Below are 22,880 nucleotides of genomic sequence, written 5' to 3'. Positions count from 1 at the left end.
ATTTGCCTTACTAAATTTTATTTATTTAATTTAGCACCACTTTAAATTAACAAAATACTAACAAATGAATTGGAATAAATCGATTGTACTAGCTGCCTCTCTTTTTGCAGCTTCCTTCCAAGTACAAGCACAAGACAATTTGATCAATGCCCTAAAAGCAAATCAAAATGACAATAGCAAATCTGGATTTACATTTACAGAAGTTATCAATCTAGGTAATACTTCGATCAAGAACCAAGGTTCTTCGGGTACATGTTGGTCTTATTCAGGAAACTCTTTTCTAGAATCCGAAATGATCCGTATGGGTAAAAAACCTATTGAGATTTCTCAGATATATACAGCACGTAATACGTACTTAGATAAAGCACGTACCTATGTACGTCTTCACGGTGGATTATCATTGGGTGAAGGTGGTCAATTCCATGATGTATTGAATTCATTCCGCAAATATGGCACAATGCCACAGTCAGCTTATACAGGCCTTCATTATGGTACCACACTCAACAACTTTGGTGAAATGACATCAATGCTTGATGCAATGCTAGGCTCGATTGTAAAAGGTAAAGGTTTGACTCCAAACTGGGAAAAAGCGTATACCGCAGCAATGGACTCTTACTTAGGTGAAGTTCCTGAAAAATTTGATTACAATGGCAAATCCTATACGCCACGTACCTTTGCTGATCAGGTAATTGGTATCAATCCAGATGATTATGTTGGTATTGCTTCAGTTACTGACCACCCTTATTATAGCCAATTCGTTCTGTTAATCCCAGATAACTGGTCATTTGATCGTTTCTACAATGTTCAGATGAATGATTTAACCGATATCATTGACAACGCACTGCAAAAAGGTTATACAGTCGCTTGGGCAACTGACGTTTCAGAAAAAGGATTCTCCTGGAAAAACGGTGTTGCTTATGTTCCAGAAAAACCATTCGAGCAAATGAGCGATCAAGAAAAATCAAGCATGTTCGTTGGTCCTAAACCAGAAATGAAGATCACGCCTGAAGAGAGACAAAAAGCTTTCGACAATTGGCAAACAACAGACGATCATGGTATGCACATCGTCGGTCTGGTAAAAGATCAAAATGGTAAAGAGTATTATATTGTTAAAAACTCTTGGGGAACATCCAACGACTACAAAGGTTACTTGTATGCATCTAAAGAATTTGTACGCTATAAAACAACTTCTTTGCTGTTACATAAAGATGGTCTGGCAAAAGATTTAAAATCGAAGATAAATATCAAATAAGCGATTTATCCATCGTTTAAAACACCTCCGAAATTAATATTTCAGAGGTGTTTTTGTTTTCAGATTAATTTGATAACTTAAACATAATTATGAATCTAGTTGTTCAGTGAGTTATGAGAAGTATAATCGCATTATGCCTTGCAATTTTATTTGGGAATTTAGCACATTCCCAGACCAAAGGGGTGAAATTTGTAGAAGGATTAAGTTGGAAACAGGTCAAAGAAAGAGCGAAGGCAGAAAACAAGTTTATCTTCGTTGAACTTTTTGCGACATGGTGTGGCCCCTGCCAATATATGAGTAATGAGGTGTTCCCCCTAGAACAGGTTGGTCAACCCATTAATCAAAATTTCATTAGTATCAGAGTCCAAATGGACTCCACCGAAGCGGACAATGCTGCTGTCAAAAAGTGGTATGCTGATGCACGTGCTATTTCCAATGAGTACAATATCCAATCTTTTCCAACTTTTTTGATTTTTAATCCAAACGGAGAAGCTGTACACCGGATCGTTGGCGCAAACGATGCGCCTGAATTTGTCAACCATGTATCGGACGGACTTTATCCCGAAACACAGTATTATACCCTGTTAAAAAAATTTGAGAAAAGACCGCAGGACATCTACACTGCCAAACAGATGTTAAAAGCGGCAAATATCGCTTATGACGAAAGCACTGCACGTAAAGCTGAAAATACTTTAGCCAATTCTTTGGGCACCGATGAGCTTTTTAAAAAAGAAAACGTACATATTCTTCTGGCGGCAGCCAAGTTTACAAATTCAAAAGCCTTTAACCTGATCCGCAACAATAAGGAAAAAATAGATATTTTGCTGGAATCACCAGGGATCGCAAATCGTACGCTCGCGAATGTAGTTGTTAATGAGCTTTTCCTGATTAAAATAGATGCTAAACATGAACCCAACTGGGATAGTTACCAGAGTGAGCTGTCAGCAAAATATCCGGATATAGATTTCGTTCCGATGTTTAAAAAGATCAAAGCCCACTACTATCTTCAGGTCAAGAATTACGTGGCTATGAAAAACACCATCAATGATTACCTATCATCAGAGGATTTCACAGCACATCAATTGAATACCTTTGCCTGGACGATTTTTAATAACAGCAGTGACCCCGAATGTATCGACGCAGCGATCAGCTGGAGCAAAAAATCTATCATAGAAGATCCCAGCTCAGCATTCTTAGATACATACGCCAACTTACTTTATAAAAAAGGTGAAAAAGACAAGGCGATTAATTGGCAAAATAAAGCCATAGAAATGGCCAGTGACGACGATCGACCGATCTATCAGGAAACATTGGACAAAATGACCAAAGGGATAAAGACCTGGGAAAATTAAATATTGACGAGAAAGAGGTCGACTAACTTCAGGGATCCCGTATCTGAACTTTTGAAGCATATACTCATGCAGGAAATCGTCGCTCAGCAGCTGGGCGATAAAAGTCCGTGAAGCCCGTTATTTTGTTGGTCGAGCTTCAATTCAATGAGATCACCACTGAATTTTTCAAAATAGTAAACTCCCTGATTAATTTTTTTTTATAAAATTTTTCTTGATAGTGATTTTATTCAGTAAATTAACACCTAAATATCAACGGATTATGAGAAAATTAATTTTAATGCTATTCTTGGTTCCAACATTACTATTCGCTCAGAGCGAGGGTGTAAAATTTGAGCATGGTCTCAATTGGAATCAAATCAAAGAAAAGGCAACCAAGGAAAACAAATTTATTTTTGTTGATTGTTTCACCACGTGGTGTGGCCCATGCAAGTACATGACAAGTACAATCTTTCCACAGGCGAAGGTAGGCGATTTCTTCAATGCCAAATTTATCAATGCCAAAATCCAAATGGATAAGACCAAAGAGGACAATGAAGAAGTAAAATCCTGGTACACTGAAGCAGATCGTTTTGCCAAAGATTATAAAGTAGTAGCCTATCCTACTTTCTTGATCTTTGATTCAAAAGGCAATCTTGTACACCGCATTGTAGGTGGTGGTGATGCGGATGGCTTTATTGCTAAGGCCCAAAAAGCACTGGATCCGAACACCCAATATGAAACCCTATTGGCAAAATTCAATGCTGATCCACAAAATACAACAATTGCAAAAGCTATGGCTGCGGCTGCAAAAGATGCATATGATAAAGAAACACAGGCAAAAGCTGAGGGCGTTGTATTATCTTCGCTATCAACAGACCAGATCTTTACAAAAGAAAATGTGGAATTATTGCTTTCTTCGGCGAGCATTAAGGATTCGAAAGCATTTAACTTGATAAAAGATAATCCAGCCAAATTTGACGCCATCAGTGAGAAGGTTAAAGCAAATGATTTCTTAGCTAAACTATTGATCGGTGAAGCTGTCAATACCAAAATACAGGCTAAAGAAGCCGTGGATTTTGCTGCTATCGAAAAAGAACTGACTCAGAAATATCCTACGGTCAATACCGAAAAAGCGAGCTTGGAAATGCAACCGCGTTATTTCTCTTATACCAAAAACTATCCTGGATTGAGAGACAGCTTTAATAAATATATTGCTAAATATGGTTCGACGATCACAGCAATGGAATTAAACCAGATGGCTTGGTCTATCTTTGAAAACTGTGATGATCCAGCTTGTTTAAAAGCGGCTTCAGAATGGAGCAAATTATCACTGGAGAAGGAAAAAGATACACCGATGTACCTCGATACCTTCGCCAACCTACTTTATCGTCTAGGTGACAAAGATCAAGCAATCAAAACACAAGAGAAAGCGATCTCTCTTTTGACCGCAAACGACAAAAAAGAGGATTATGTAGCAACGCTTCAAAAAATGAAAAAAGGTGAAAAAACTTGGGAATAAGCAATATTCCGAAATAAAAAAAGTCCAGATCAACTTCGTTGATCTGGACTTTTTTTATTTCAATACCCCTAGCTATAGCCGAAAATTACTCCGAAGACAGCTTTTGGTATCTTTATTTCAATTCTTTGATACCCATATTCCAAAGTGCAAAAGCGTATTTATCAACTGTACTATTGATCAATACCTCTGTAGATCGGCCAGCACCGTGCCCTGCTTTGGTTTCAATACGAATCAATACAGGGTTATCACCAACCTGCTTAGCCTGCAATTCGGAAGCAAACTTATACGAGTGCGCAGGAACAACGCGGTCGTCATGATCTCCCGTCAATACCATTGTAGCCGGATAACTGACTCCTGTTTTCACATTATGTACAGGTGAATAAGCTTTCAGGTAATCAAACATCTGTTTGCTGTCAGCGACTGTACCGTAATCGTATGACCAGCCGGCACCAGCCGTAAAAGTATGGTAACGCAACATATCCAACACACCAACCTCTGGGAGTGCCACCTTAGCTACTTTAGGGTCAATGGTCATTGTCGCTCCGACAAGTAAGCCACCATTCGAACCTCCCGACAATGCGGTGTATTCAGGAGAAGTATAACCATTTTCTTGTAAATAATGAGCCGCAGCGATAAAATCGTTAAACACATTTAGTTTATTGAACTGTCTACCTCCATCATGCCATTTTTGACCATATTCACCACCACCACGTAAGTTGGGAACAGCATATACACCACCATTTGCCAACCAGACCGCAACGGAAGTACTGAAAGCCGGAGTCAAGCTGATATTAAACCCGCCATAACCGTATACAATCGTTGGATTTTTACCATTCAAGGCGATGCCTTTTTTATAGGTAATAATCATTGGAACTTTTGTTCCGTCCTTCGAAGTATAAAACACTTGCTTCGATTCATATTGGTCGCTGTCAAATTTGACTTTCGGTTTGATATAAAGTGACGATTTTCCTGAATTGACATCAAATTTATAACTCGACGAAGGCGTAATGTAATTTGAGAAACCAAAGTAGATTTCTTTTTCCTTTTTCTTGCCCGAAAAACCGCTGGCAGTCCCTACACCCGGTAATTCAATCTGTCTGATTTTTTTACCTGTATAATCGTATTGGATAACAACAGAAACAGCATCTTTCAAATAATTTGCAAATAGATAACCACCGCCGGTACTGATCGAAAGTACATTTTCAGTTTCAGGAATGACATCCTTCCAGTTTTCCTTGGCCGGATTTTTCAGATCTACTTTGACTAATCTATTGTTGGCAGCTTTATAGTTGGTTTCCAATAAGAAGGTATCTCCAATATTATCTACTACACCCGTATTTGCATCAAAATGATCCTGCAAACAGATGATCTTGCTATTTGGCTTGCTCAGATCCTGGTAATAAAGTTCATTTCCCGTCGTTGTATTTGCCGCAGAGATAATCAGATAGCGCTGGTCATCTGTTAATGAAGCACCTACATAACGTCTCGGTGTTGCCGAACCGCCAAAAATCAGCTGGTCCGTAGATTGTGCTGTTTTAAGTTTATGGTAATACAATTTATGTTGATCTGTTTTCTCTGATAGTTCAGACCCTTTGGGTTTATCATAGCTTGAATAGTAAAACCCATCATTACCTTTCCAAGCGATACCTGAGAATTTGACATCAACAAGGGTCTCGCCTACCGGTGCTTTATCCTTTGCATTCAATACGATTACTTTTCTCCAGTCCGAACCGCCCTCAGAGATCGAATACGCCACTAGACTTCCGTCCTTTGAAAAAGAAACATCAGCCAACGAAGTCGACCCATCTTTTGAAAAAGTATTTGGATCAAGGAACACTTCCTCCGCTCCATTCTCACCCTGTTTGCGGTAAAGCACTGAATGTTGTTGAAGCCCGTTGTTTTTAAAGAAATAGGTGTACGCTCCTTCTTTGAAAGGTGTTCCTATTTTTTCATAATTCCAGATTTCCGTTAATTGCTCTTTCAATTTCGACCGGAAAGGAATAGTATTTAGATAATCAAAAGTGACTTTATTTTCGGCTTGAACCCAACTTTTTGTTTCTGCTGAACGGTCGTCTTCCAACCAACGGTAGGGATCGGATACTTTCTCGCCCCAGAATTCGTCTACGACAGTGCCTTTGCTCGTCGTCGGATATTTCAACTGCTGTCCACAAACAGTGCTTGCTGTACCTGCCATACCTATCATCATCAGGATAAGGCCAATTTTTTTGTTTATCATAAAAAACTTTATACTTGTTTCATCCAAAAATAACAAATATAATTTCAGAATTCATAGTGCTAATCTCAAGTAAATGTCATTCTCGTCCGTTCAGAAACAATAATTCACTCTTTTCAAAGAACTGACCGTGTTCCATATCAATGGATTTTCCGAAATCGTTATTTTTACATCAGCCGAAATTTATTTAGCTTTATTTAAATCTTCTAAATAATTCAACAATGCGCAAAAGAATCGCTTTCCTATACTTGGCCATATCCCTTTCTTCTATCGGTATGAGTCAAGCGCAGCAACTTCCGATAGATCAGCAATATCGTTCCACTCCCACTCGGGTCAACAACCTCGTTCATACCAAACTCGATGTCCGTTTTGACTATAAAAACCAATTTTTGAATGGTAAAGAATGGGTCACCCTACAGCCACATTTTTACCCCACAGATTCACTCCGTCTGGATGCCAAAGGCATGGATATCAAACAAATTGCACTGGTCAATGGGCAGCAACTGGTTCCATTAAAATTCACCTATGATGATAATTCTCTTCTGATCAAATTGGATCGCAATTACCTCTCCAATGAGAAATATACCATCTATCTGGATTATACTGCCAAACCCAATCTGCTAAAAGCACAGGGCAGTGCAGCAATCAATGATGCGAAAGGGCTGTACTTTATTAATCCAGTTGAAAGCACCCCGAATAAACCAAGACAGATCTGGACTCAGGGCGAAACAGAGGCCTCCTCTGCCTGGTTCCCAACCATTGACCGCCCCAACCAAAAGACGACAGCCGAAATTTCAATGACCGTACTGGATAATTATGTCAGTCTGTCCAATGGAGCTCTGGTCAACCAACAGAAGAACAATGACGGCACACGTACTGATACCTGGAAAATGGATCTTCCTCATGCGCCCTATCTATTTATGATGGCCGTTGGAGATTTTAAGATCTATCAAGATAAATTCAATAATATTCCTGTTGATTATTATTTGGAACCAAAGTATGCCCCTTATGCGAAGGATATCTTTGGTAAAACACCAGCCATGATGGATTTTTATGGCAAAATCTTGGGAGTCCCTTATCCTTGGAACAAATATGCACAAATCGTCTGCCGCGATTATGTCTCTGGTGCCATGGAAAACACCACAGCGACCTTACATGGTGAGCATGTGCAAAAGACCAAAAGGGAACTTTTGGATGAAAATGAAGAGGGCACAATTGCCCATGAGTTGTTCCATCAATGGTTTGGTGATCTGGTTACCGCCGAATCCTGGTCCAACTTAACGATGAACGAATCTTTCGCAACTTTCGGTGAAATCATTTGGCATGAGCATGATGGCGGCAAGGAAAAAGGTGATAAATCAAGATTTGAAAAACTACAATCCTATCTCAAATCAACCAAAAACGGCAATAGTCCAGCGCTCGCGCGTTACTATTACCATGACAAAGAAGATATGTTTGACAACATCAGCTACGCCAAGGGCTCATTAATCTTATACGCCTTAAAAGAACAGATGGGTGATGCTGCCTTTTATCAATCACTCAAAAAATACCTGACCGAGAATTCTTTCAAAACTGGGGAGCCACAGCAGCTGCGTCTCACCATGGAGGAAGTGACAGGTAAAGACTGGGCTCCTTATTTCAACCAGTGGTATTACAAAGGAGGCCATCCTATCCTCAAAGTGACAACCAAAAATGAAAACAATATACTGAGCCTCAACATCGCTCAGGTGCAAGATTCCGCTGTTCAAACGTTTCAAATACCGCTTGCCATTGACATCTATACCAAAGAAGGCAAAATGAGAAAAACGGTACAGCTCAACAAACGGAATACTCAGCTGACAATTCCCCTAAAAAATACGGTTGAATTTATCGATATCGATCCCGAAAAAACACTTGTTGGTGAGATCCATATTGATAAAACCGAAGCCAATTATCGTTATCAGTATGAGCATGCGCCTTCTTTTGCCAACCGTGTCGCCGCAATGCTATTTGCCATTAAAAACCCAAAAACAACAGTTGGACGGGAGATACTGACAGCGGCACTGGCTGATCCGGATGCAGATCTTGTGGCGATGGCCATTCAGGGGCTCGATCTAACGGATCCAGCTAGCCGGAAATCGACAGCGAACATCATTGCTTCATTGGCAGAAAAATCCTCTGTCTCAGTCATACGTGCTTCAGCGATCCGAAAGCTGGGACAGATTAAAGATAAAAAATATAAAAACCTGCTACTTAACGGAGTTAAGGATCAGTCTTATATGGTTATCGCAAGTTCAATCATGGCCATTAAAGATGCCTATCCGGATCAGCTCCAACAGACTTTGAAGCAAATCGATCCGGAGGCTTCGGAATATTTGAAAACCCTCCTAACAGATTTGTCCAAATTGTAAAAAAGATATTGTGGAAGCGAATTTTGTATTCGCTTCCATTTTCTTTAGATTTGGGCACATGTCAACAAGAAAAAAAATCTATTTTGCCTCAGACTTCCATCTAGGATCCTATCCGTTGGAACATTCGCGCGAAAGAGAGCGATCCATTATTCAGTGGCTCGACGCGGTTAAGGTCGATGCTGCAGAGCTCTATCTTGTTGGAGATATATTCGATTTTTGGTTTGAATATGCGACTGTGGTTCCCAAAGGTTATATACGCTTTTTGGGCAAACTAGCTGAAATTGCCGACCTCGGTATCCCGATCACGTTATTTAAAGGCAACCACGATATGTGGATGTTTGATTATCTCAAAGAGGAATTAAATGTTCAGATTGTTGACAATGAACTGGAACTTGTACTAGACAATAAACTTTTTTATATACACCATGGGGATGGATTGGGTTCCGGTGATTATAAGTACAAATTGCTCAAAAAAGTATTTCGGAGCCGTTTCTGTCAATGGTTATTTGCACGATTACACCCCAATTTGGGCATAGGAATCGCCACCCGATGGTCCAAACACAGCAGACTTTCCAATAATGAAGATGAAAAATTCCTAGGCGAAGACAAGGAATGGCTGATCGGTTATGCGAAAGAACTCGAAAGCAAACAACATCACGATTTTTACCTATTTGGCCACAGACATCTACCCTATGATGTCAAACTAAATCCAGAAAGCCGTGTTGTCAACTTGGGCGAATGGATCAATTATTATACCTACGCGGTATGGGATGGGGAAACTTTAAGCTTGGAAAAATGGGAGAAAAAATCGTAATTTCTTTAGCAGACTGCTTTCAGGGCTACCATTTTCTAAACCCAGACAGCATTGATCGGCTTGCGCAGATCAGTCAAAAGCTTGTATGCAAACGGAATAGTGTATTGATCAGGCAAGATAAAATCCAGAAGGACATTTATTTTTTGGCCTCTGGGTTAGCGCGGGTCTATTACGAAACTGCGGACAGACAGATTACCCTGGACTTTGTATCTCCGGGTGGTACCTTAATCTCGATGAACAGCTATGTGCATGACACACCTGGATACGAAAACATTGATCTTCTGGAAGACAGTATTGTCTACCAAATTGACCAAAAACAATTATTTGCGCTCTATGAGAGTGACATTGCCATTGCCAATTGGGGAAGAAAAATGGCTGAGCTAGAATTTATCAAAGCGGAGCAGCGTACGATGTCCAAACTTTTTAATACGGCCCAGGAACGGTATGCCGAGTTGCTCGAAAAATATCCCCAATATATACAACGGATCAAACTTGGTTACATCGCCTCATACTTAGGTGTTAGCCAAGTGACCCTCAGCCGTATTCGTGCGAATATCCTTTAAAATTTTTAACATTTGTTAAAATTATTCTGCAGAAAAACGTAGACCTTTGTCCCTGAAACAAAAAAACAGATATATGAACTGGGTATTTTTAATTCTTGGAGGAATATGTGAAATTGGTTTTACAACCTGTTTGGGAAAAACCAAGGATGCAGAGGGCAGCGAACAATGGCTTTGGTATGGCGCCTTTGTTGTCTTCTTATTTGCGAGTATGGGCTTACTGATCAAAGCAACACAAACACTTCCCCTTGGAACGGCCTACGCTGTGTGGACAGGTATCGGTGCAGTCGGAACAGTTTTAATGGGTATTATCTTCTTTAAAGAACCCGCAGATTTCTGGCGCATATTCTTTATTTTCACGCTGATTGCTTCTATCGTTGGACTAAAAGCAGTTTCCTCTCATTAATAGCTGGCTAGGTAGTTCAAAAGCAACAAAATTTCCTTACTTTTGTACTCTCAATAGTAATCTAGGTCATAAATTCCTAGAAGAAGCATTTTTGATATATGTTAGATAAATTACAAGCAATCAAAGAAAGATGGGAAGAAGTGGAAGCTGAATTAAGCAACCCTGACACCATGCAAGATATGAAACGTTTTGCCAAATTGAATAAAGAGTACAAAGATTTGGGCAAAATCGTGGATCAATACCATATTTATAGAAATATGGTCAGTAATATTGATACCAATAAGGACATCATCATGAACGAGAAGGATCAGGAACTTCGTGAGATGGCCAAAGAAGAGCTGGATATTTTATTGGTTGAAAAAGAGGAAAAAGAAGAAGAAATCCGTTTGATGCTCATCCCTAAAGATCCTGAGGATGCCAAAAATGCCATTATCGAAATTCGTGGTGGAACAGGTGGTGACGAGGCGGCTTTATTTGCTGGTGACCTTTACCGTATGTACACCCGTTATTTTGAAACAAAAGGCTGGCGCAATGAGGTGATGGATGTTACTGAAGGAACTTCAGGCGGTTATAAGGAGGTTATCCTTAAAGTAATTGGTGAAGATGCTTATGGTCAATTGAAATATGAGTCTGGTGTACACCGTGTGCAACGTGTTCCTGATACAGAAACACAAGGACGTGTACATACATCAGCAGCTTCAGTTGCCGTATTGCCAGAAGCGGAAGATGTCGACGTAGAGATCAATCCGGGTGATATCGAATTACAAACATCCCGTTCAGGTGGTGCCGGAGGTCAGAACGTCAATAAAGTAGAAACAAAAGTACAATTGACACATAAACCAACAGGTATTGTTGTCGTTTGTCAGGTAGAACGTTCCCAATTGGCCAACCGTGAGTTAGCGATGGAGATGCTTCGTAACAAACTTTATGAGCTTGAACTGAACAAAAAGAACGGTGATATTGCTGCAAAAAGAAAAACTTTGGTCTCTACAGGTGACCGTTCGGCAAAAATCCGTACTTATAACTACCCACAAGGTCGCGTAACTGAACATCGTATTGGTATGACGATGTACAACCTACCGGCTATTATGGATGGTGATATTCAAGGAATTATCGATGCATTGCAGTTTGCGGAGAATGCAGAGAGGATGAAAGACGGTCAGGTAGACTAGTTTTTTTTCAAAAAATCTTTGCAGATACGTAAACAAACGCTATATTTGCACACCTTCTGAGGAGAAGGGTTGAGGTCTGGTAGTTCAGCTGGTTAGAATACATGCCTGTCACGCATGGGGTCGCGGGTTCGAGTCCCGTCCAGACCGCTTCAAAAAAGAGAGCAATCTCGGTAAGTTCTTTAACAGAATAAGTTTTTAAGATTTTTAGGTCTGGTAGTTCAGCTGGTTAGAATACATGCCTGTCACGCATGGGGTCGCGGGTTCGAGTCCCGTCCAGACCGCCAAAAATTATTAAAAACAATCTTTAAGATTTTAGGTCTGGTAGTTCAGCTGGTTAGAATACATGCCTGTCACGCATGGGGTCGCGGGTTCGAGTCCCGTCCAGACCGCTAAAATTTTAAAAAACACACATTGTTGGTCTGGTAGTTCAGCTGGTTAGAATACATGCCTGTCACGCATGGGGTCGCGGGTTCGAGTCCCGTCCAGACCGCCAACAAAAAAAGCATCATTTTAATCAAATGATGCTTTTTTTTGTTACACGAATTTCCTCGTCTATTTTTTTAGTTCGTACTGCAACGCTCCCGAAGGACAACGCTTAATCTGATCAATCAGTTCCGCTGTGTTGGCGTTTTGGGCCGTAATCCAAGGCCGATCTTTTGGATGATATACCTGTGGTAAACTTTTAACACAGACGGCGGCATGTTCACATCGCTCAGGAATCCAAAGTACAGTGATCTCCCCATTGGGATGATCATATCTAACAATCTTTTCTTCCATAATAAAAATCTCTCCTGAAATATTAATACCAATAAGCACGATTTTGTTTTAGGAAATCGGATGTCTTCGTTTGATCATCCTGCTGACACGATAGATCATAAAAATACTCAACACGGAAAGTAAAACAACAATAATACCCAAGGTTGGATAATGCTCCAATGGACTTTCCTTTGTCTGTTGAACAATGATCACACCAGCGAGTGATGCAGCTACTCCCCCTGCCAACTGTTGCAAGGACGAACTTATGCTCATAAATGCACCCCTATCCTTCATCTCTGGAACCGCACTGATCAAAGCTGAGGAAGGCGTCATGCGACTCAGGATACCGGCCATCATCAGGATATTCAAAATGACAACAAGATAAAATGGTGTAACCCCCAGATTGGTATAAATCAAGACCACCACCATCAGCCATATCGAAGCTAGCGCAAAGATTTTAAACTTATCATAACGGTCACTCAATTTTCCAACAATAGGCATAATAATCAGTGAGGCAACACCGGATATCATAAATAATAGGGGCAATTGTTCATGACTAACATGCAAATTATTGACGGCAAAGGCACTTCCGAAAGGCATCATCATATAACCACCAATAGAGAGCAGCGCTGTCGCGAGAAAACCTATGCGATATTCTTTTTGCGAGAATGTGGACCAAAGGTGTTTAAGTGCAGATTGATGCTTCTGCAGGCCGATATGCGCAGTTATAGGAATCAGTTTAACTGCAATAATAATGACAATGATCAAAGCCATGACTGCGATCCATAGGAAAGCACTCTGCCAGCCCCAATTATTGGCTATATATAGACCTATTGGAATCCCAAGCACTTGACTCGCACCAAAACCCATCTGTACAAAGCCCATGACACGCCCTCTTTGTTGAAGCGTGAATATATCCGTAATAATAGCCATGGAAATCGATCCAATGACACCACCAAACAGACCTGTCACTATACGGGCAGCAACCAAAGTCCAATAGTCATTGGCGAAACCACAGAAAAAGGTTCCGACGATAAAACCTGAATAGAAAAACAGCAAAAGCTTCTTCCGGTCAAAGCGATCAGCAAAACCAGCAGTCAATAGCCCTGATGCGCCGGCACTAAAAGCATAGGCTGAAACCGCAATGCCAAATTGAGATGGTTTTAGATCGATGGCCTTCATCAAGATATCACCCATAGGTGACATCACCATAAAATCGAGCACGACGGTAAATTGTGTAATCGCCAGCAAAAACACCACGAGTTTTTGATACGCCGTAAACGGGGCATTCGCCTGTTGGTCTATTTCCATACGATAATGATGATTTTGGTTTAAACTGGGTTAAAAATACACAAGCGCTGGAACATTCTCAGCAATAAGTTTATAAAATTTATATATTCCTCCTTTCAATCGCATGAGCGCATCTTTTTGTCAAGGGGTCGTATTTCGATAAAACAAAAAAGCCAGCACCCTTGTTCCCAAGTGCTGGCTTTAATCGTATCTAGTTTATGTTTTATTCCGCGATAACAGCAAACTCTGCGCCCGAAGCGAAATCATCGCCACGCTGTGAATTTAATGCAGTAAAGCGAATATAACGTCCTTTGACTGATTTCTCAAAACGAACGGTTTTGAGTTTTTTATTTCGCTCGAATGTACCTGACATCACGTCCTCCCAGTTTTTACCATCTTTACTTACCTGAATCTTATAATCCTTGATATCGCCATTGGCGCCATCTGGCCTCGGCAAAAATGTAAAACCTTTGATAGACTTCACACTCGCTGCATCGAAATCAACCCAATGCGGATATTGAGCTACGGTGACCGAGTACATTGTATGCCAGATCGACGTAGGATCTCCATCCAATAGGTTCTTGGCATCGCCTTCACCCGTCTCCTGGCTAGAAGCAAAGACTACTTCCATCGGAACCGTTTCGATCTTACTGTATTGTTGTGTTACTTTTAGTTTTTCATTTCCCTGATACCACGCTGTTATTGTTCCGCCCTGACGCAGATCAAAAGAATTCTTATAGGTGTTTACTTTCCCATTATTCAATGTATACTGTACAGTCTCAGCTTTATTTCCTGAAAGAACAGATATCTCACCTGTTGAACTTCTAGCAAAAGAAATGGGGGCATCTCCAGCTGTAGCAACATGAGCTTTCGCTAGGTAATCATTTTGCTGGATTGGACGGATAATAAAACCGATTGAAGTTGGTACTGCTTTCACACGGTCTTTTTCCAATGGCGGCCCTTGTCCGCAGCTATTACCCCCGAGACCTGTAACCGCAGCGTCCAAATGCAAATGCACACCGGAGCTCTTTGGTAATTGATAAGGGTGCGGTGCAAATGTCAATTCCAGTTCGCTATATTCCAATGCGGACGTAGCGAGATGTTCCTTTGCAATGAAGATCGCTCCTTGTCCATCCTTATTCGTCAAAGATGTCCAACGCACATCCTCATTGTTACTCATATTTTGCGGGTTAGGCCAAGGTACGAATTGATCTTTTACTGTGCTTTTATGCAATTCAATAAATTGTGCCGTCTTACGATCCGCATAGTTATTGATCGGACCACGTCCATAATAGCTGTAGTTACCAAACTCACCTGGCAACTGCAAGGAGTACCCCAATCTTGCCAATACAACGCTTGCATTGTTGGAAGTGATACTAGATGATAATTCAATCGAACCATCCTTATATATTGTCCAGATCTGATTGCTTGTAAATTTGAAATCATCATTGCCAAATGGCTTATCTGTATGCTCTTTGAGAGTATACGTCCCTGATGTTCCACCCAATAAAGAAGCACCATAGGGAGCTTGTGACTCGATTGTAAATGCCAAAACGACTGTACCATCTTTCTTCGTATAGCTGTTTGAAGACAATACTTTGTGCTTTAAATTATGTAAGCCTTTTTCAAACCATTGCTGATAAGCCCAGTTATCATTATCGACGGGTGCACGCAAAGCATCCAATTTAGGTCCTTCACCATCCCGTATAATTTGTTTGTTAGCATATGCTAAGCTATAGATTGACCCAGTCTTATTGTCAAATTTTGCAACAAACTGATCCCCTTTTACCACCTGCAACTCACCTTCTTTGGAAAGCACAGGATTTTTCCCCTTGGCAACAGACGAAATCAACGGTTTGTTTTCAGCCGCTTTAACCAACAGCTGTTCCTCCATTTGAACAAAGCCTTTATTTGCCCATAGTTTGTCAGCATTAAGCAAAAACTGAACTTTCACAAAATATTCAGATCCGGCATCCAATTTACCATATTCGATCGGTAGGACAATCTGTTTCTTCTGACGAGCTTTTGGCAAATCAGCAGCAGCTATTGTACCAGTGTTTCCCGCAATAGCTACGCCATCTTTGAACAGTGACCATTGGACTTGATAGTCACTAAGGTCTTTAAAATAATTTTTATTGAATACCTCAATTTTTCCCTGTTGAATATCGATAGCCTTAACCCCTACATTTTGATAAACCTTTTTGACTTCAAAGTATTGTGGTTTGGGCTTCATATCAGCGAAGATCAATCCATTGTTGACGAAGGTACCGTCATTAGGTTTGTCCCCAAAATCACCACCGTAAGCAAAAAAGCGTTCACCGGTTTTCTTATCATAGTAATACATGGATTGATCAATCCAATCCCATATTGCCCCACCCATAAAAAAGTTTGTCGACTCAATAGCTTCCCAGTAATCGATCAAGTTACCGACAGCATTTCCCATCGAGTGCGAGTACTCGGAGATATGGAATGGGTACTTCAATTTGTACGTTCCTTTGACAGCCCCTCTGACCCAGTCAATAGATGGGTACTGATTTGAACCCATATCTACTATTGTGTTGTTACGTTCGTATTGGACAGGTCTTGAGGTATCGATTTTCTTGATCGCATCATAGGCGGCTACAAAATTATCTCCAGGACCAGCTTCGTTTCCGAGCGACCAAATCACAATAGAAGGATGATTAATGGTCGCATGCACCATTTCGATATTACGTGCCACATGCGCATTTTTCCATTCTGGTACATGAGAAATGGACTCTTTTCCATAATAATATTGATGGCTTTCGATATTGGCCTCATCCTCAAGATAGATACCATATTTGTCACAGAGGTAATACCAATATGGAGGCTCTGGATAGTGTGAATTACGCACATGATTGATATTGGCGCTTTTCATCAGCTTCACTTCAGCTTCCATCTGCTCCCGGGTAACGACTTTCCCATGCTCAGGATTCGTCTCATGGCGATTGACGCCTTTCAGCTTAACCGTTTTGCCGTTGATGTAGTAATAACGCCCAGCAAGACCAAATTCGTCGTCAGACGCCTTGGTGTCTTTAATTTCAACCTTCCGAAATCCGACATAGGTAGAAACAGTCTCGATCGTTTTATTTTTCTTGTCCTTCAATTCGGCTACCAATGTATACCGATAAGGAAGTTCAGCGGACCATTTATCTGGATTTTTTACCGCTAATGTCGCTTCAATACTGTTCGAAGCCTTCGTATCCAATTGCGGAACAACAGCTGATGCTTCAGCCTGGTCTACCAAGGTATTTTCATCGCTATACAGTTTATTCCTATATAAGGAATAGACAAGCTTATAACCGTCGGCTTTCTTATCGCTCAAATTACGGACGGTACCCGTAATTTTTAAGGTACCATTTTCATAGCGATCATCCAATGTTGGAATTGCTGCCAGATCACGGACTTGGATTTTGGGTGTTGAGGTCAACGAGACATCGCGAAATATTCCCGGTAGTCGAAACATATCTTGGTCTTCCAAAAATGAAGCATCCGAACTCCGATAAACTTCTACAGCCAATACATTCTCGCCACCTTTTTTTAAGAAAGCAGAGATATTAAAGGAAGCGAGATTTCTTGAATTTTTTGAAAACCCTACATACTTACCATTTATCCAGAGATAGAAAAAGGAGTCTACTCCATCAAAATTGAGAAATATCTCACGACCATCCCAATCCTTTGGGACGGCAAAATTACGGCGGTATGACCCCACTTCATTGCGGTATATATAAGTCGTCCAATCTTGTGGCGGTGTACGCATCACGCCTCCACGCCAGTCATCGACCTTCACTTGGTGTTGAAAGATCACACGTTGGTTGGAGTAGATCGGCACACCGTATTTTAAGCTGCCATCCTTTTGAATACCGTAGATATTCCAGCTCATTGGAACAGGTACGGATTCCCAGGAATTTACATCAAATTTGGGATCGTAAAATTCTTTTGGACGTTCTTCCGGTGTCTTTACCCAATGAAACTTCCAGGAACCATTGAGTGAGCGCCAAAAGTTACTATGCTCCGGAAGTACTTTTCGCGCATTTTCTACGTTTGAAAAGGAAAAGAACGAAGCATGTGGTAGTTCTTTGTTGAGTGATAATAATTGTGGTGATTCCCATTCATTACCTTTTGGAGATAAGATATCTTCATACTGGAAACCTTCGATATGTGGTGTAAAAGACTGTCCTACTGTCAAGGTCGAATGAAGAGCCAGCAATGAGGTCAGTAACGTGGAAAAAATAACTGATTTTCTTAACATAATGTATTTAAGCATTTTAGTTCAGGAAACCAAATGTAACTTCATTTTAGAGGAATAACAAGCAGATTATTAAAGCACACGATTGCGAAACTTTTTCGATACATAAATAAACAACGGATGATTCAAAGATCATCTGAAAATCGAAGCAAAAACAAATGCTTTCGGTTTCAGGGAATAAGCAGTATTTTTGGGCATAGATTTCGCATTAAACAAATAAAAGTTTACGTTTGAAAATATTTTGAAGATTTTCATTTTTCAAAGGGTTACAATTTAGGCATTAAGGTATTAATAGGTGAGTAAATTCAGTAAATCAGTCCTGCTAGAAAATGATGAGCAGATCATTGAAGGCCTCAAAGAAGGCAATAGCTTGGCGATAGATAGTATCTATAAACGATATTATCCATCCATAAGCCATATGATACTGCAAAACAATGGAAGTGAGGATGAAGCAAAAGATATCTTTCAGGAGGCTGTAATTGTGCTCTACGATAAAGTTGCCAAAGGTGACTTTGAGCTCAGCAGCAAACTCAAAACATATCTTTACTCGATTTGCCGAAGGCTTTGGCTTAAGCAACTCAATCGTGCGGGTTTTGGCAATAGTGACATTAGCGGTTATGAAGACTCCTTATTTGAGGAAGAAGATTTACAACAGCACCAAGAACTTGAAAAAAAGTTCGATCAAATGGAACTTGCGCTAGAGAAAATGGGTGAACCATGTAAGACGATCTTACATGATTTCTATATCTTAAACCACTCGATGCAGGACATCTGTGAAAAATTTGGTTATACCAATACAGATAATGCCAAGACTCAAAAATATAAATGCCTTCAACGGCTGAAAAAAATATTTTTTTCAACAGATTAAAATTTGAGTAACACCATGGGAACAATGAATCAAAAAGAATTTTTCGAATTGGCTGACCAGTATCTCCGCGGGGAATTACCTGCAGCGGAAAAAGTGGCATTCGAATCTTTTTGTGCTGAAAACCCTTCGTATGCTGCCCAATTACAACAACACCGCGACTTTGTTACCAATATGAAGGAAACTAGCCAGAGGCTTGATTTCAAAAATGTATTGGCCAACTCAGCCAAGGAATATCATAAATCCCAAGGTACAACTACGAAAGTGGTTCCGATGAAACAGTCTACTGTTATTTCTCTTTGGGAGCGGATCAAAGCAAGCTCTTTAGTAGCTGCAGTTGTGGCAGTATTTGCGGTATTTGGCACCTTATGGCTAAGTGGCTATTATAGCAACTTGGAAAAAGCCTCTTCAGATTACAGCGCATTACGTCGTGACATGAATAATGTCAAAAAGAACGTCAATGCACATAACGCTGCGATCAAAGATATCAATGATAAAAAGTCGGTTAAAAGTAGCGAAAGCCAATTTGGAGCGACAGGTTTTATGTTGACAACAGATGGTTATGTGGTAACCAACTATCACGTGATCAGTGGTGCAGACTCCATTTATTTGCAAAATGGTAAAGGTGAATCTTACAAAGCACAAGTTGTTCACACCGATGCCAGCAAAGATTTAGCAATCTTATATATCGCCGACAAAAACTTCAAAAAGGCTAAAAGCTTACCTTATACCTTCAAAACGTCTACTTCAGATTTAGGTGAGGATATCTATACAATCGGTTTCCCTCGTGATGAAGCAGTATATGGACAAGGATACTTAAGCTCCTCAACAGGTTATGCGGGTGACACCATTGCTTATCAAATATCCGTTCCTGTCAATCCAGGAAACAGCGGTGGCCCGGTCCTAGATAGTAAAGGGAATGTGATCGGTATTATTTCAGGTAAACAAAGAGGAATAGATGGTGCTGCTTTTGCCATCAAAACCAAGTCAATCATGAATGCCCTTGCTGATATCCCTAGCGACTCATTAACCGCAGGCGTAAAAATCAATAGGAAGAATGCATTGGCAGGTCTGCCGAGAACCGAACAGATCAAAAAATTACAAGACTATATTTATATGGTTAAGGTCTATTAAGACTGTAATCTTTATAATGCTTATAAAAAGGCGATACTAATGTATCGCCTTTTCTTTTGACCTTCGGTCACTTTCCCTTTTTGATATGTTGCCTATATCTTCCTGCTGTATCGTTTACAGGGACAAACCCAAATAAATAGTATTGGTTTCGATACCCATTCATGAAGCAATTTTAATGCTGGAACATGAGCCACCAAAGTTCCAGATCATAAGGAATATATCCTGCATGAAAGAAATGCTTTCAGTAGATTGACAGGTCCGAATAAGTTTAGTGAACTTACGTATAGAATAGGCTCTGAAATGAAAAACGTCAGACCCAAAAAGATCTGACGTTTTATATACCTATAAATTTAACCTAATTGCTTATAGATTAGGCTGTGGGGTTGTTCTCAAATAAGGCTTGATTTCCTTAAATCCTTTTGGAAATTTTGCTGGAATATCTTCAGTCTTAATGGCAGGTACGACAATCACGTCTTCACCATGCTTCCAATCCGCCGGAGTAGCCACCTGATAGTCTGCGGTCAATTGTAATGAATCTATCACCCGTAAGATTTCATCAAAATTACGTCCAGTAGATGCAGGATATGTCAAGGTCAATTTTATTTTTTTATCTGGGCCAATAATGAAAACCGAACGTACAGTAGCTGTCAAAGAAGCATTCGGATGAATCATATCATACAGCTCAGAAATGTGTCGATCCTCATCTGCAATAACCGGAAAATTTACCTCCGTTTGTTGCGTTTCATTGATATCCTTGATCCAGTTCAAATGATCATTTACATTATCTACACTTAACGCAATCGCTTTAACGCCTCTTTTGTCAAATTCAGACTTCAATTTTGCTGTACGCCCTAACTCAGTTGTACATACAGGGGTGTAATCAGAAGGATGTGAAAAAAACACCACCCAGCTATCTTTAATATAATCGTGAAAATCGATTTCACCAATAGTCGTTTGCGCTTTAAAATTTGGCGCTTCGTCTCCTAATCTTAAACTCATAATCTTATCTTTTAAATATGTTCAAAATCACATACTCTACAAATATAGTAGATTAAATTTAGCAAACAAATAATTCCCCACTTTTTTAGATTGAGATGAAAAACGTTAATTTAATACTATGCAAGCATAATATATATTTTGTATATTTGGTTATAAGCTAGCTGTTTCCCAAAAAAAGGACTGAAATTAGCGCCAACGCCGCGATGCTAAAACATTTTTTTGCTTCGTGACGATTAAGTAAAGAGTTACAGTTGTGATAAGTTATAGACCATAAAATTGAGATATCATGAACTTTGAATTAAGCGAAGAACATAAAATGATCCGTGATGCAGCACGGGAGTTTGCCCAAGAATTAAAAGCGGGTGTAATACAACGGGATGAAGAAGCCAAATTTCCGACAGATTTTGTCAAACAGATGGCTGACCTTGGATTTATGGGTATCATGACACCGGAAGCCTATGGTGGTGCTGGTATGGACACCCTGGCTTACGTACTTGTATTAGAGGAAATCGCCAAAATTGATGCATCCGCAGCAGTTATTGTTTCCGCTCACAATTCTTTGGTACTCTATGGCCTGAATGCTTTTGGAACAGAAGAGCAAAAACAAAAATACCTTGTGCCATTGGCCAAAGGCGAAAAACTAGGGGCATTTGCACTCTCAGAGCCTGAAGCTGGATCGGATGCCTCCTCACAACATACAACAGCCGAAGACAAAGGCGACCACTATCTACTGAATGGAACGAAGAACTGGATTACCAATGGTGGTCACGCTGATATTTACCTCGTCATTGCGCAGACTCATCCAGAAAAAGGCCATAAAGGAATCAATGTATTGATTGTTGAAAAAGGATTACCTGGGTTCACAATTGGACCAAAAGAAAATAAATTGGGAATCCGAAGTTCAGATACGCATTCGTTGCTATTTTCGGATGTCAAAGTACCCAAGGAAAATCGTATCGGTGAGGATGGTTTTGGATTCAAATTTGCCATGAAAACACTCGATGGAGGACGTATAGGTATCGCCGCACAAGCATTGGGTATTGCAGCCGGAGCATATAATCTTGCACTTGCCTATTCCAAAGAACGTAAAACATTTGGCAAACCAATTTCAGAACATCAGGCGATCCAATTTAAACTAGCTGATATGGAAGTAGATATCGAAACGGCGAGGTTGTTGACCTATAAAGCCGCATGGACCAAAGATCAAGGTCTACCCTATGGAAAAGAAGCTGCGATGGCCAAACTACACGCTTCTGAGGTAGCTATGAAACATACTGTCGAAGCTGTTCAGGTCCATGGCGGTTATGGTTATGTGAAAGAATATCATGTAGAAAGATTAATGCGCGATGCCAAGATCACACAGATCTATGAGGGCACTTCTGAGATACAACGACTGGTTATTGCACGGGAAATTTTACGTTAGGCATGTTCATAGTATAACTTAAAATAAAAATCCTGTCCCTTCTCAAAGAAACGGACAGGATTTTTTATTGATTATTCAATTTACCATCTATCATCGACAGGTATTGATAATCCTGAAAAGAGAAACTCGCCGTCACAGCCATAGCCAAATTTAAGATAAGCTTTGCCTTTCGCAATAAATTCTGCTGTTCTTCACCATTTGCATTCAAGCCATCAAATAGTAAGATCAATGCTAGTGGGTGTAACTGCTGTGCCTGAAGTTCTTCTTTTGAATAGGTCGTCAGTTCGCTTTCCGAAAGTCCCAAAAAATATTCCCTACTCTTCTCAAAGAACTTTTCATAAGCACCTTCAAAAACTGTCGGATCCGTAGGCTCCGTAAAAGCATCATGCCCTTCCGTCCAGATACGTAGAAATTTACCAATTTCCTCGATCCAGTTCATCAATACATCTTTCTTAAAACTTAATCCCAT

Annotated in this window: 17 protein-coding genes and 4 tRNA genes; 15 read left to right on the top strand and 6 right to left on the bottom strand. The window is 40.2% G+C overall.

Annotation, left to right across the window (positions count from 1 at the left end; all coding sequences use genetic code 11):
• The first annotated feature begins 64 nt into the window (after positions 1-64).
• The 3 genes from M2408_RS20245 to M2408_RS20235 all read left to right on the top strand — a co-directional run bounded on the left by M2408_RS20245 (position 65) and on the right by M2408_RS20235 (position 4,102).
• Positions 65-1,252 carry an aminopeptidase C gene (locus M2408_RS20245; RefSeq protein WP_259186215.1) on the top strand — a complete coding sequence of 396 codons (1,188 nt, stop codon included), beginning with the start codon at positions 65-67 and terminating at the stop codon, positions 1,250-1,252.
• A gap of 113 nt (positions 1,253-1,365) precedes the next feature.
• Positions 1,366-2,604, top strand: coding sequence for a thioredoxin fold domain-containing protein (locus M2408_RS20240; RefSeq protein WP_259186214.1), 1,239 nt, complete (start codon positions 1,366-1,368; stop codon positions 2,602-2,604).
• A 259-nt stretch (positions 2,605-2,863) separates the two neighbouring features.
• On the top strand, positions 2,864-4,102 hold the full coding sequence (locus tag M2408_RS20235) for a thioredoxin family protein (RefSeq protein WP_259186213.1): 1,239 nt from the start codon (positions 2,864-2,866) through the stop codon (positions 4,100-4,102).
• Between the two features lie 112 nt (positions 4,103-4,214).
• Here M2408_RS20235 and M2408_RS20230 read toward each other — a convergent pair whose 3' ends face one another.
• Positions 4,215-6,338 (bottom strand): prolyl oligopeptidase family protein, encoded by a 2,124-nt coding sequence (locus M2408_RS20230; protein WP_259186210.1) that lies wholly within the window; start codon positions 6,336-6,338, stop codon positions 4,215-4,217.
• A 218-nt stretch (positions 6,339-6,556) separates the two neighbouring features.
• Between M2408_RS20230 and M2408_RS20225 the strand changes: the two genes are divergently transcribed.
• From M2408_RS20225 to M2408_RS20185, 9 genes are all read left to right on the top strand, one after another.
• Positions 6,557-8,725, top strand: coding sequence for a M1 family metallopeptidase (locus tag M2408_RS20225; RefSeq protein WP_259186209.1), 2,169 nt, complete (start codon positions 6,557-6,559; stop codon positions 8,723-8,725).
• A gap of 58 nt (positions 8,726-8,783) precedes the next feature.
• Positions 8,784-9,539, top strand: a complete 756-nt coding sequence (locus tag M2408_RS20220) for a UDP-2,3-diacylglucosamine diphosphatase (RefSeq protein ID WP_259186207.1) — start codon at positions 8,784-8,786, stop codon at positions 9,537-9,539.
• Positions 9,521-10,102 carry a Crp/Fnr family transcriptional regulator gene (locus tag M2408_RS20215; protein ID WP_259186206.1) on the top strand — a complete coding sequence of 194 codons (582 nt, stop codon included), beginning with the start codon at positions 9,521-9,523 and terminating at the stop codon, positions 10,100-10,102. Before M2408_RS20220 ends, M2408_RS20215 begins: the two co-directional genes overlap by 19 nt.
• 73 nt (positions 10,103-10,175) lie before the next feature.
• Positions 10,176-10,505, top strand: a complete 330-nt coding sequence (locus M2408_RS20210; RefSeq protein WP_259186204.1) for a multidrug efflux SMR transporter — start codon at positions 10,176-10,178, stop codon at positions 10,503-10,505.
• Positions 10,506-10,603: 98 nt separating this feature from the next.
• Complete coding sequence (prfA, locus tag M2408_RS20205; RefSeq protein WP_223583747.1) at positions 10,604-11,677, top strand: peptide chain release factor 1; 1,074 nt, start codon at positions 10,604-10,606, stop codon at positions 11,675-11,677.
• Between the two features lie 73 nt (positions 11,678-11,750).
• Positions 11,751-11,824 (top strand) — tRNA-Asp (locus M2408_RS20200).
• Between the two features lie 60 nt (positions 11,825-11,884).
• A tRNA-Asp gene (locus M2408_RS20195) sits at positions 11,885-11,961 on the top strand.
• Between the two features lie 31 nt (positions 11,962-11,992).
• Positions 11,993-12,066: transfer RNA gene (locus M2408_RS20190), tRNA-Asp, on the top strand.
• Between the two features lie 27 nt (positions 12,067-12,093).
• Positions 12,094-12,170, top strand: a tRNA-Asp gene (locus M2408_RS20185).
• 59 nt (positions 12,171-12,229) lie between these two features.
• On the opposite strand, the gene M2408_RS20180 is transcribed toward M2408_RS20185, so the two are convergent.
• The 3 genes from M2408_RS20180 to M2408_RS20170 form a co-directional block, all read right to left on the bottom strand.
• Positions 12,230-12,454 (bottom strand): (4Fe-4S)-binding protein, encoded by a 225-nt coding sequence (locus M2408_RS20180; RefSeq protein ID WP_120261393.1) that lies wholly within the window; start codon positions 12,452-12,454, stop codon positions 12,230-12,232.
• A 48-nt stretch (positions 12,455-12,502) separates the two neighbouring features.
• Entirely contained in the window at positions 12,503-13,744 is a 1,242-nt protein-coding gene (locus tag M2408_RS20175; protein ID WP_259186202.1) for an MFS transporter, read from the bottom strand.
• Positions 13,745-13,946: 202 nt separating this feature from the next.
• Positions 13,947-17,993, bottom strand: a complete 4,047-nt coding sequence (locus M2408_RS20170; RefSeq protein WP_259186201.1) for a glycoside hydrolase family 2 TIM barrel-domain containing protein — start codon at positions 17,991-17,993, stop codon at positions 13,947-13,949.
• Between the two features lie 292 nt (positions 17,994-18,285).
• Between M2408_RS20170 and M2408_RS20165 the strand changes: the two genes are divergently transcribed.
• Both M2408_RS20165 and M2408_RS20160 read left to right on the top strand, forming a co-directional pair.
• Positions 18,286-18,858 carry an RNA polymerase sigma factor gene (locus M2408_RS20165; RefSeq protein WP_120261390.1) on the top strand — a complete coding sequence of 191 codons (573 nt, stop codon included), beginning with the start codon at positions 18,286-18,288 and terminating at the stop codon, positions 18,856-18,858.
• Positions 18,859-18,882: 24 nt separating this feature from the next.
• Entirely contained in the window at positions 18,883-19,989 is a 1,107-nt protein-coding gene (locus M2408_RS20160) for a serine protease (protein WP_244211828.1), read from the top strand.
• 363 nt (positions 19,990-20,352) lie between these two features.
• Here M2408_RS20160 and M2408_RS20155 read toward each other — a convergent pair whose 3' ends face one another.
• A complete protein-coding gene (locus tag M2408_RS20155; protein WP_077438013.1) occupies positions 20,353-20,988 on the bottom strand; it encodes a peroxiredoxin in 636 nt (211 codons plus the stop codon).
• Positions 20,989-21,274: 286 nt separating this feature from the next.
• Here M2408_RS20155 and M2408_RS20150 point away from each other — a divergent pair, with 286 nt between their 5' ends.
• On the top strand, positions 21,275-22,411 hold the full coding sequence (locus M2408_RS20150) for an acyl-CoA dehydrogenase (protein WP_259186200.1): 1,137 nt from the start codon (positions 21,275-21,277) through the stop codon (positions 22,409-22,411).
• A 64-nt stretch (positions 22,412-22,475) separates the two neighbouring features.
• Here M2408_RS20150 and M2408_RS20145 read toward each other — a convergent pair whose 3' ends face one another.
• Positions 22,476-22,880 carry a hypothetical protein gene (locus M2408_RS20145; protein ID WP_259186199.1) on the bottom strand — a complete coding sequence of 135 codons (405 nt, stop codon included), beginning with the start codon at positions 22,878-22,880 and terminating at the stop codon, positions 22,476-22,478.

Source organism: Sphingobacterium sp. BIGb0165, assembly GCF_024810095.1.
Taxonomy (GTDB): Bacteria; Bacteroidota; Bacteroidia; order Sphingobacteriales; family Sphingobacteriaceae; genus Sphingobacterium; species Sphingobacterium detergens.
This window is presented reverse-complemented; position numbering and strand designations above follow the sequence as displayed.

What these genes read in the sequence shown, in the direction of transcription:
- M2408_RS20245 (WP_259186215.1), top strand. Translation starts at nt 65, where the DNA reads ATGAATTGGAATAAATCGATTGTACTAGCTGCCTCTCTTTTTGCAGCT.
- M2408_RS20240 (WP_259186214.1), top strand. Translation starts at nt 1,366, where the DNA reads ATGAGAAGTATAATCGCATTATGCCTTGCAATTTTATTTGGGAATTTA.
- M2408_RS20235 (WP_259186213.1), top strand. Translation starts at nt 2,864, where the DNA reads ATGAGAAAATTAATTTTAATGCTATTCTTGGTTCCAACATTACTATTC.
- M2408_RS20230 (WP_259186210.1), bottom strand. Translation starts at nt 6,338, where the DNA reads ATGATAAACAAAAAAATTGGCCTTATCCTGATGATGATAGGTATGGCA.
- M2408_RS20225 (WP_259186209.1), top strand. Translation starts at nt 6,557, where the DNA reads ATGCGCAAAAGAATCGCTTTCCTATACTTGGCCATATCCCTTTCTTCT.
- M2408_RS20220 (WP_259186207.1), top strand. Translation starts at nt 8,784, where the DNA reads ATGTCAACAAGAAAAAAAATCTATTTTGCCTCAGACTTCCATCTAGGA.
- M2408_RS20215 (WP_259186206.1), top strand. Translation starts at nt 9,521, where the DNA reads ATGGGAGAAAAAATCGTAATTTCTTTAGCAGACTGCTTTCAGGGCTAC.
- M2408_RS20210 (WP_259186204.1), top strand. Translation starts at nt 10,176, where the DNA reads ATGAACTGGGTATTTTTAATTCTTGGAGGAATATGTGAAATTGGTTTT.
- prfA (WP_223583747.1), top strand. Translation starts at nt 10,604, where the DNA reads ATGTTAGATAAATTACAAGCAATCAAAGAAAGATGGGAAGAAGTGGAA.
- M2408_RS20180 (WP_120261393.1), bottom strand. Translation starts at nt 12,454, where the DNA reads ATGGAAGAAAAGATTGTTAGATATGATCATCCCAATGGGGAGATCACT.
- M2408_RS20175 (WP_259186202.1), bottom strand. Translation starts at nt 13,744, where the DNA reads ATGGAAATAGACCAACAGGCGAATGCCCCGTTTACGGCGTATCAAAAA.
- M2408_RS20170 (WP_259186201.1), bottom strand. Translation starts at nt 17,993, where the DNA reads ATGTTAAGAAAATCAGTTATTTTTTCCACGTTACTGACCTCATTGCTG.
- M2408_RS20160 (WP_244211828.1), top strand. Translation starts at nt 18,883, where the DNA reads ATGAATCAAAAAGAATTTTTCGAATTGGCTGACCAGTATCTCCGCGGG.
- M2408_RS20155 (WP_077438013.1), bottom strand. Translation starts at nt 20,988, where the DNA reads ATGAGTTTAAGATTAGGAGACGAAGCGCCAAATTTTAAAGCGCAAACG.
- M2408_RS20150 (WP_259186200.1), top strand. Translation starts at nt 21,275, where the DNA reads ATGAACTTTGAATTAAGCGAAGAACATAAAATGATCCGTGATGCAGCA.
- M2408_RS20145 (WP_259186199.1), bottom strand. Translation starts at nt 22,880, where the DNA reads ATGGGATTAAGTTTTAAGAAAGATGTATTGATGAACTGGATCGAGGAA.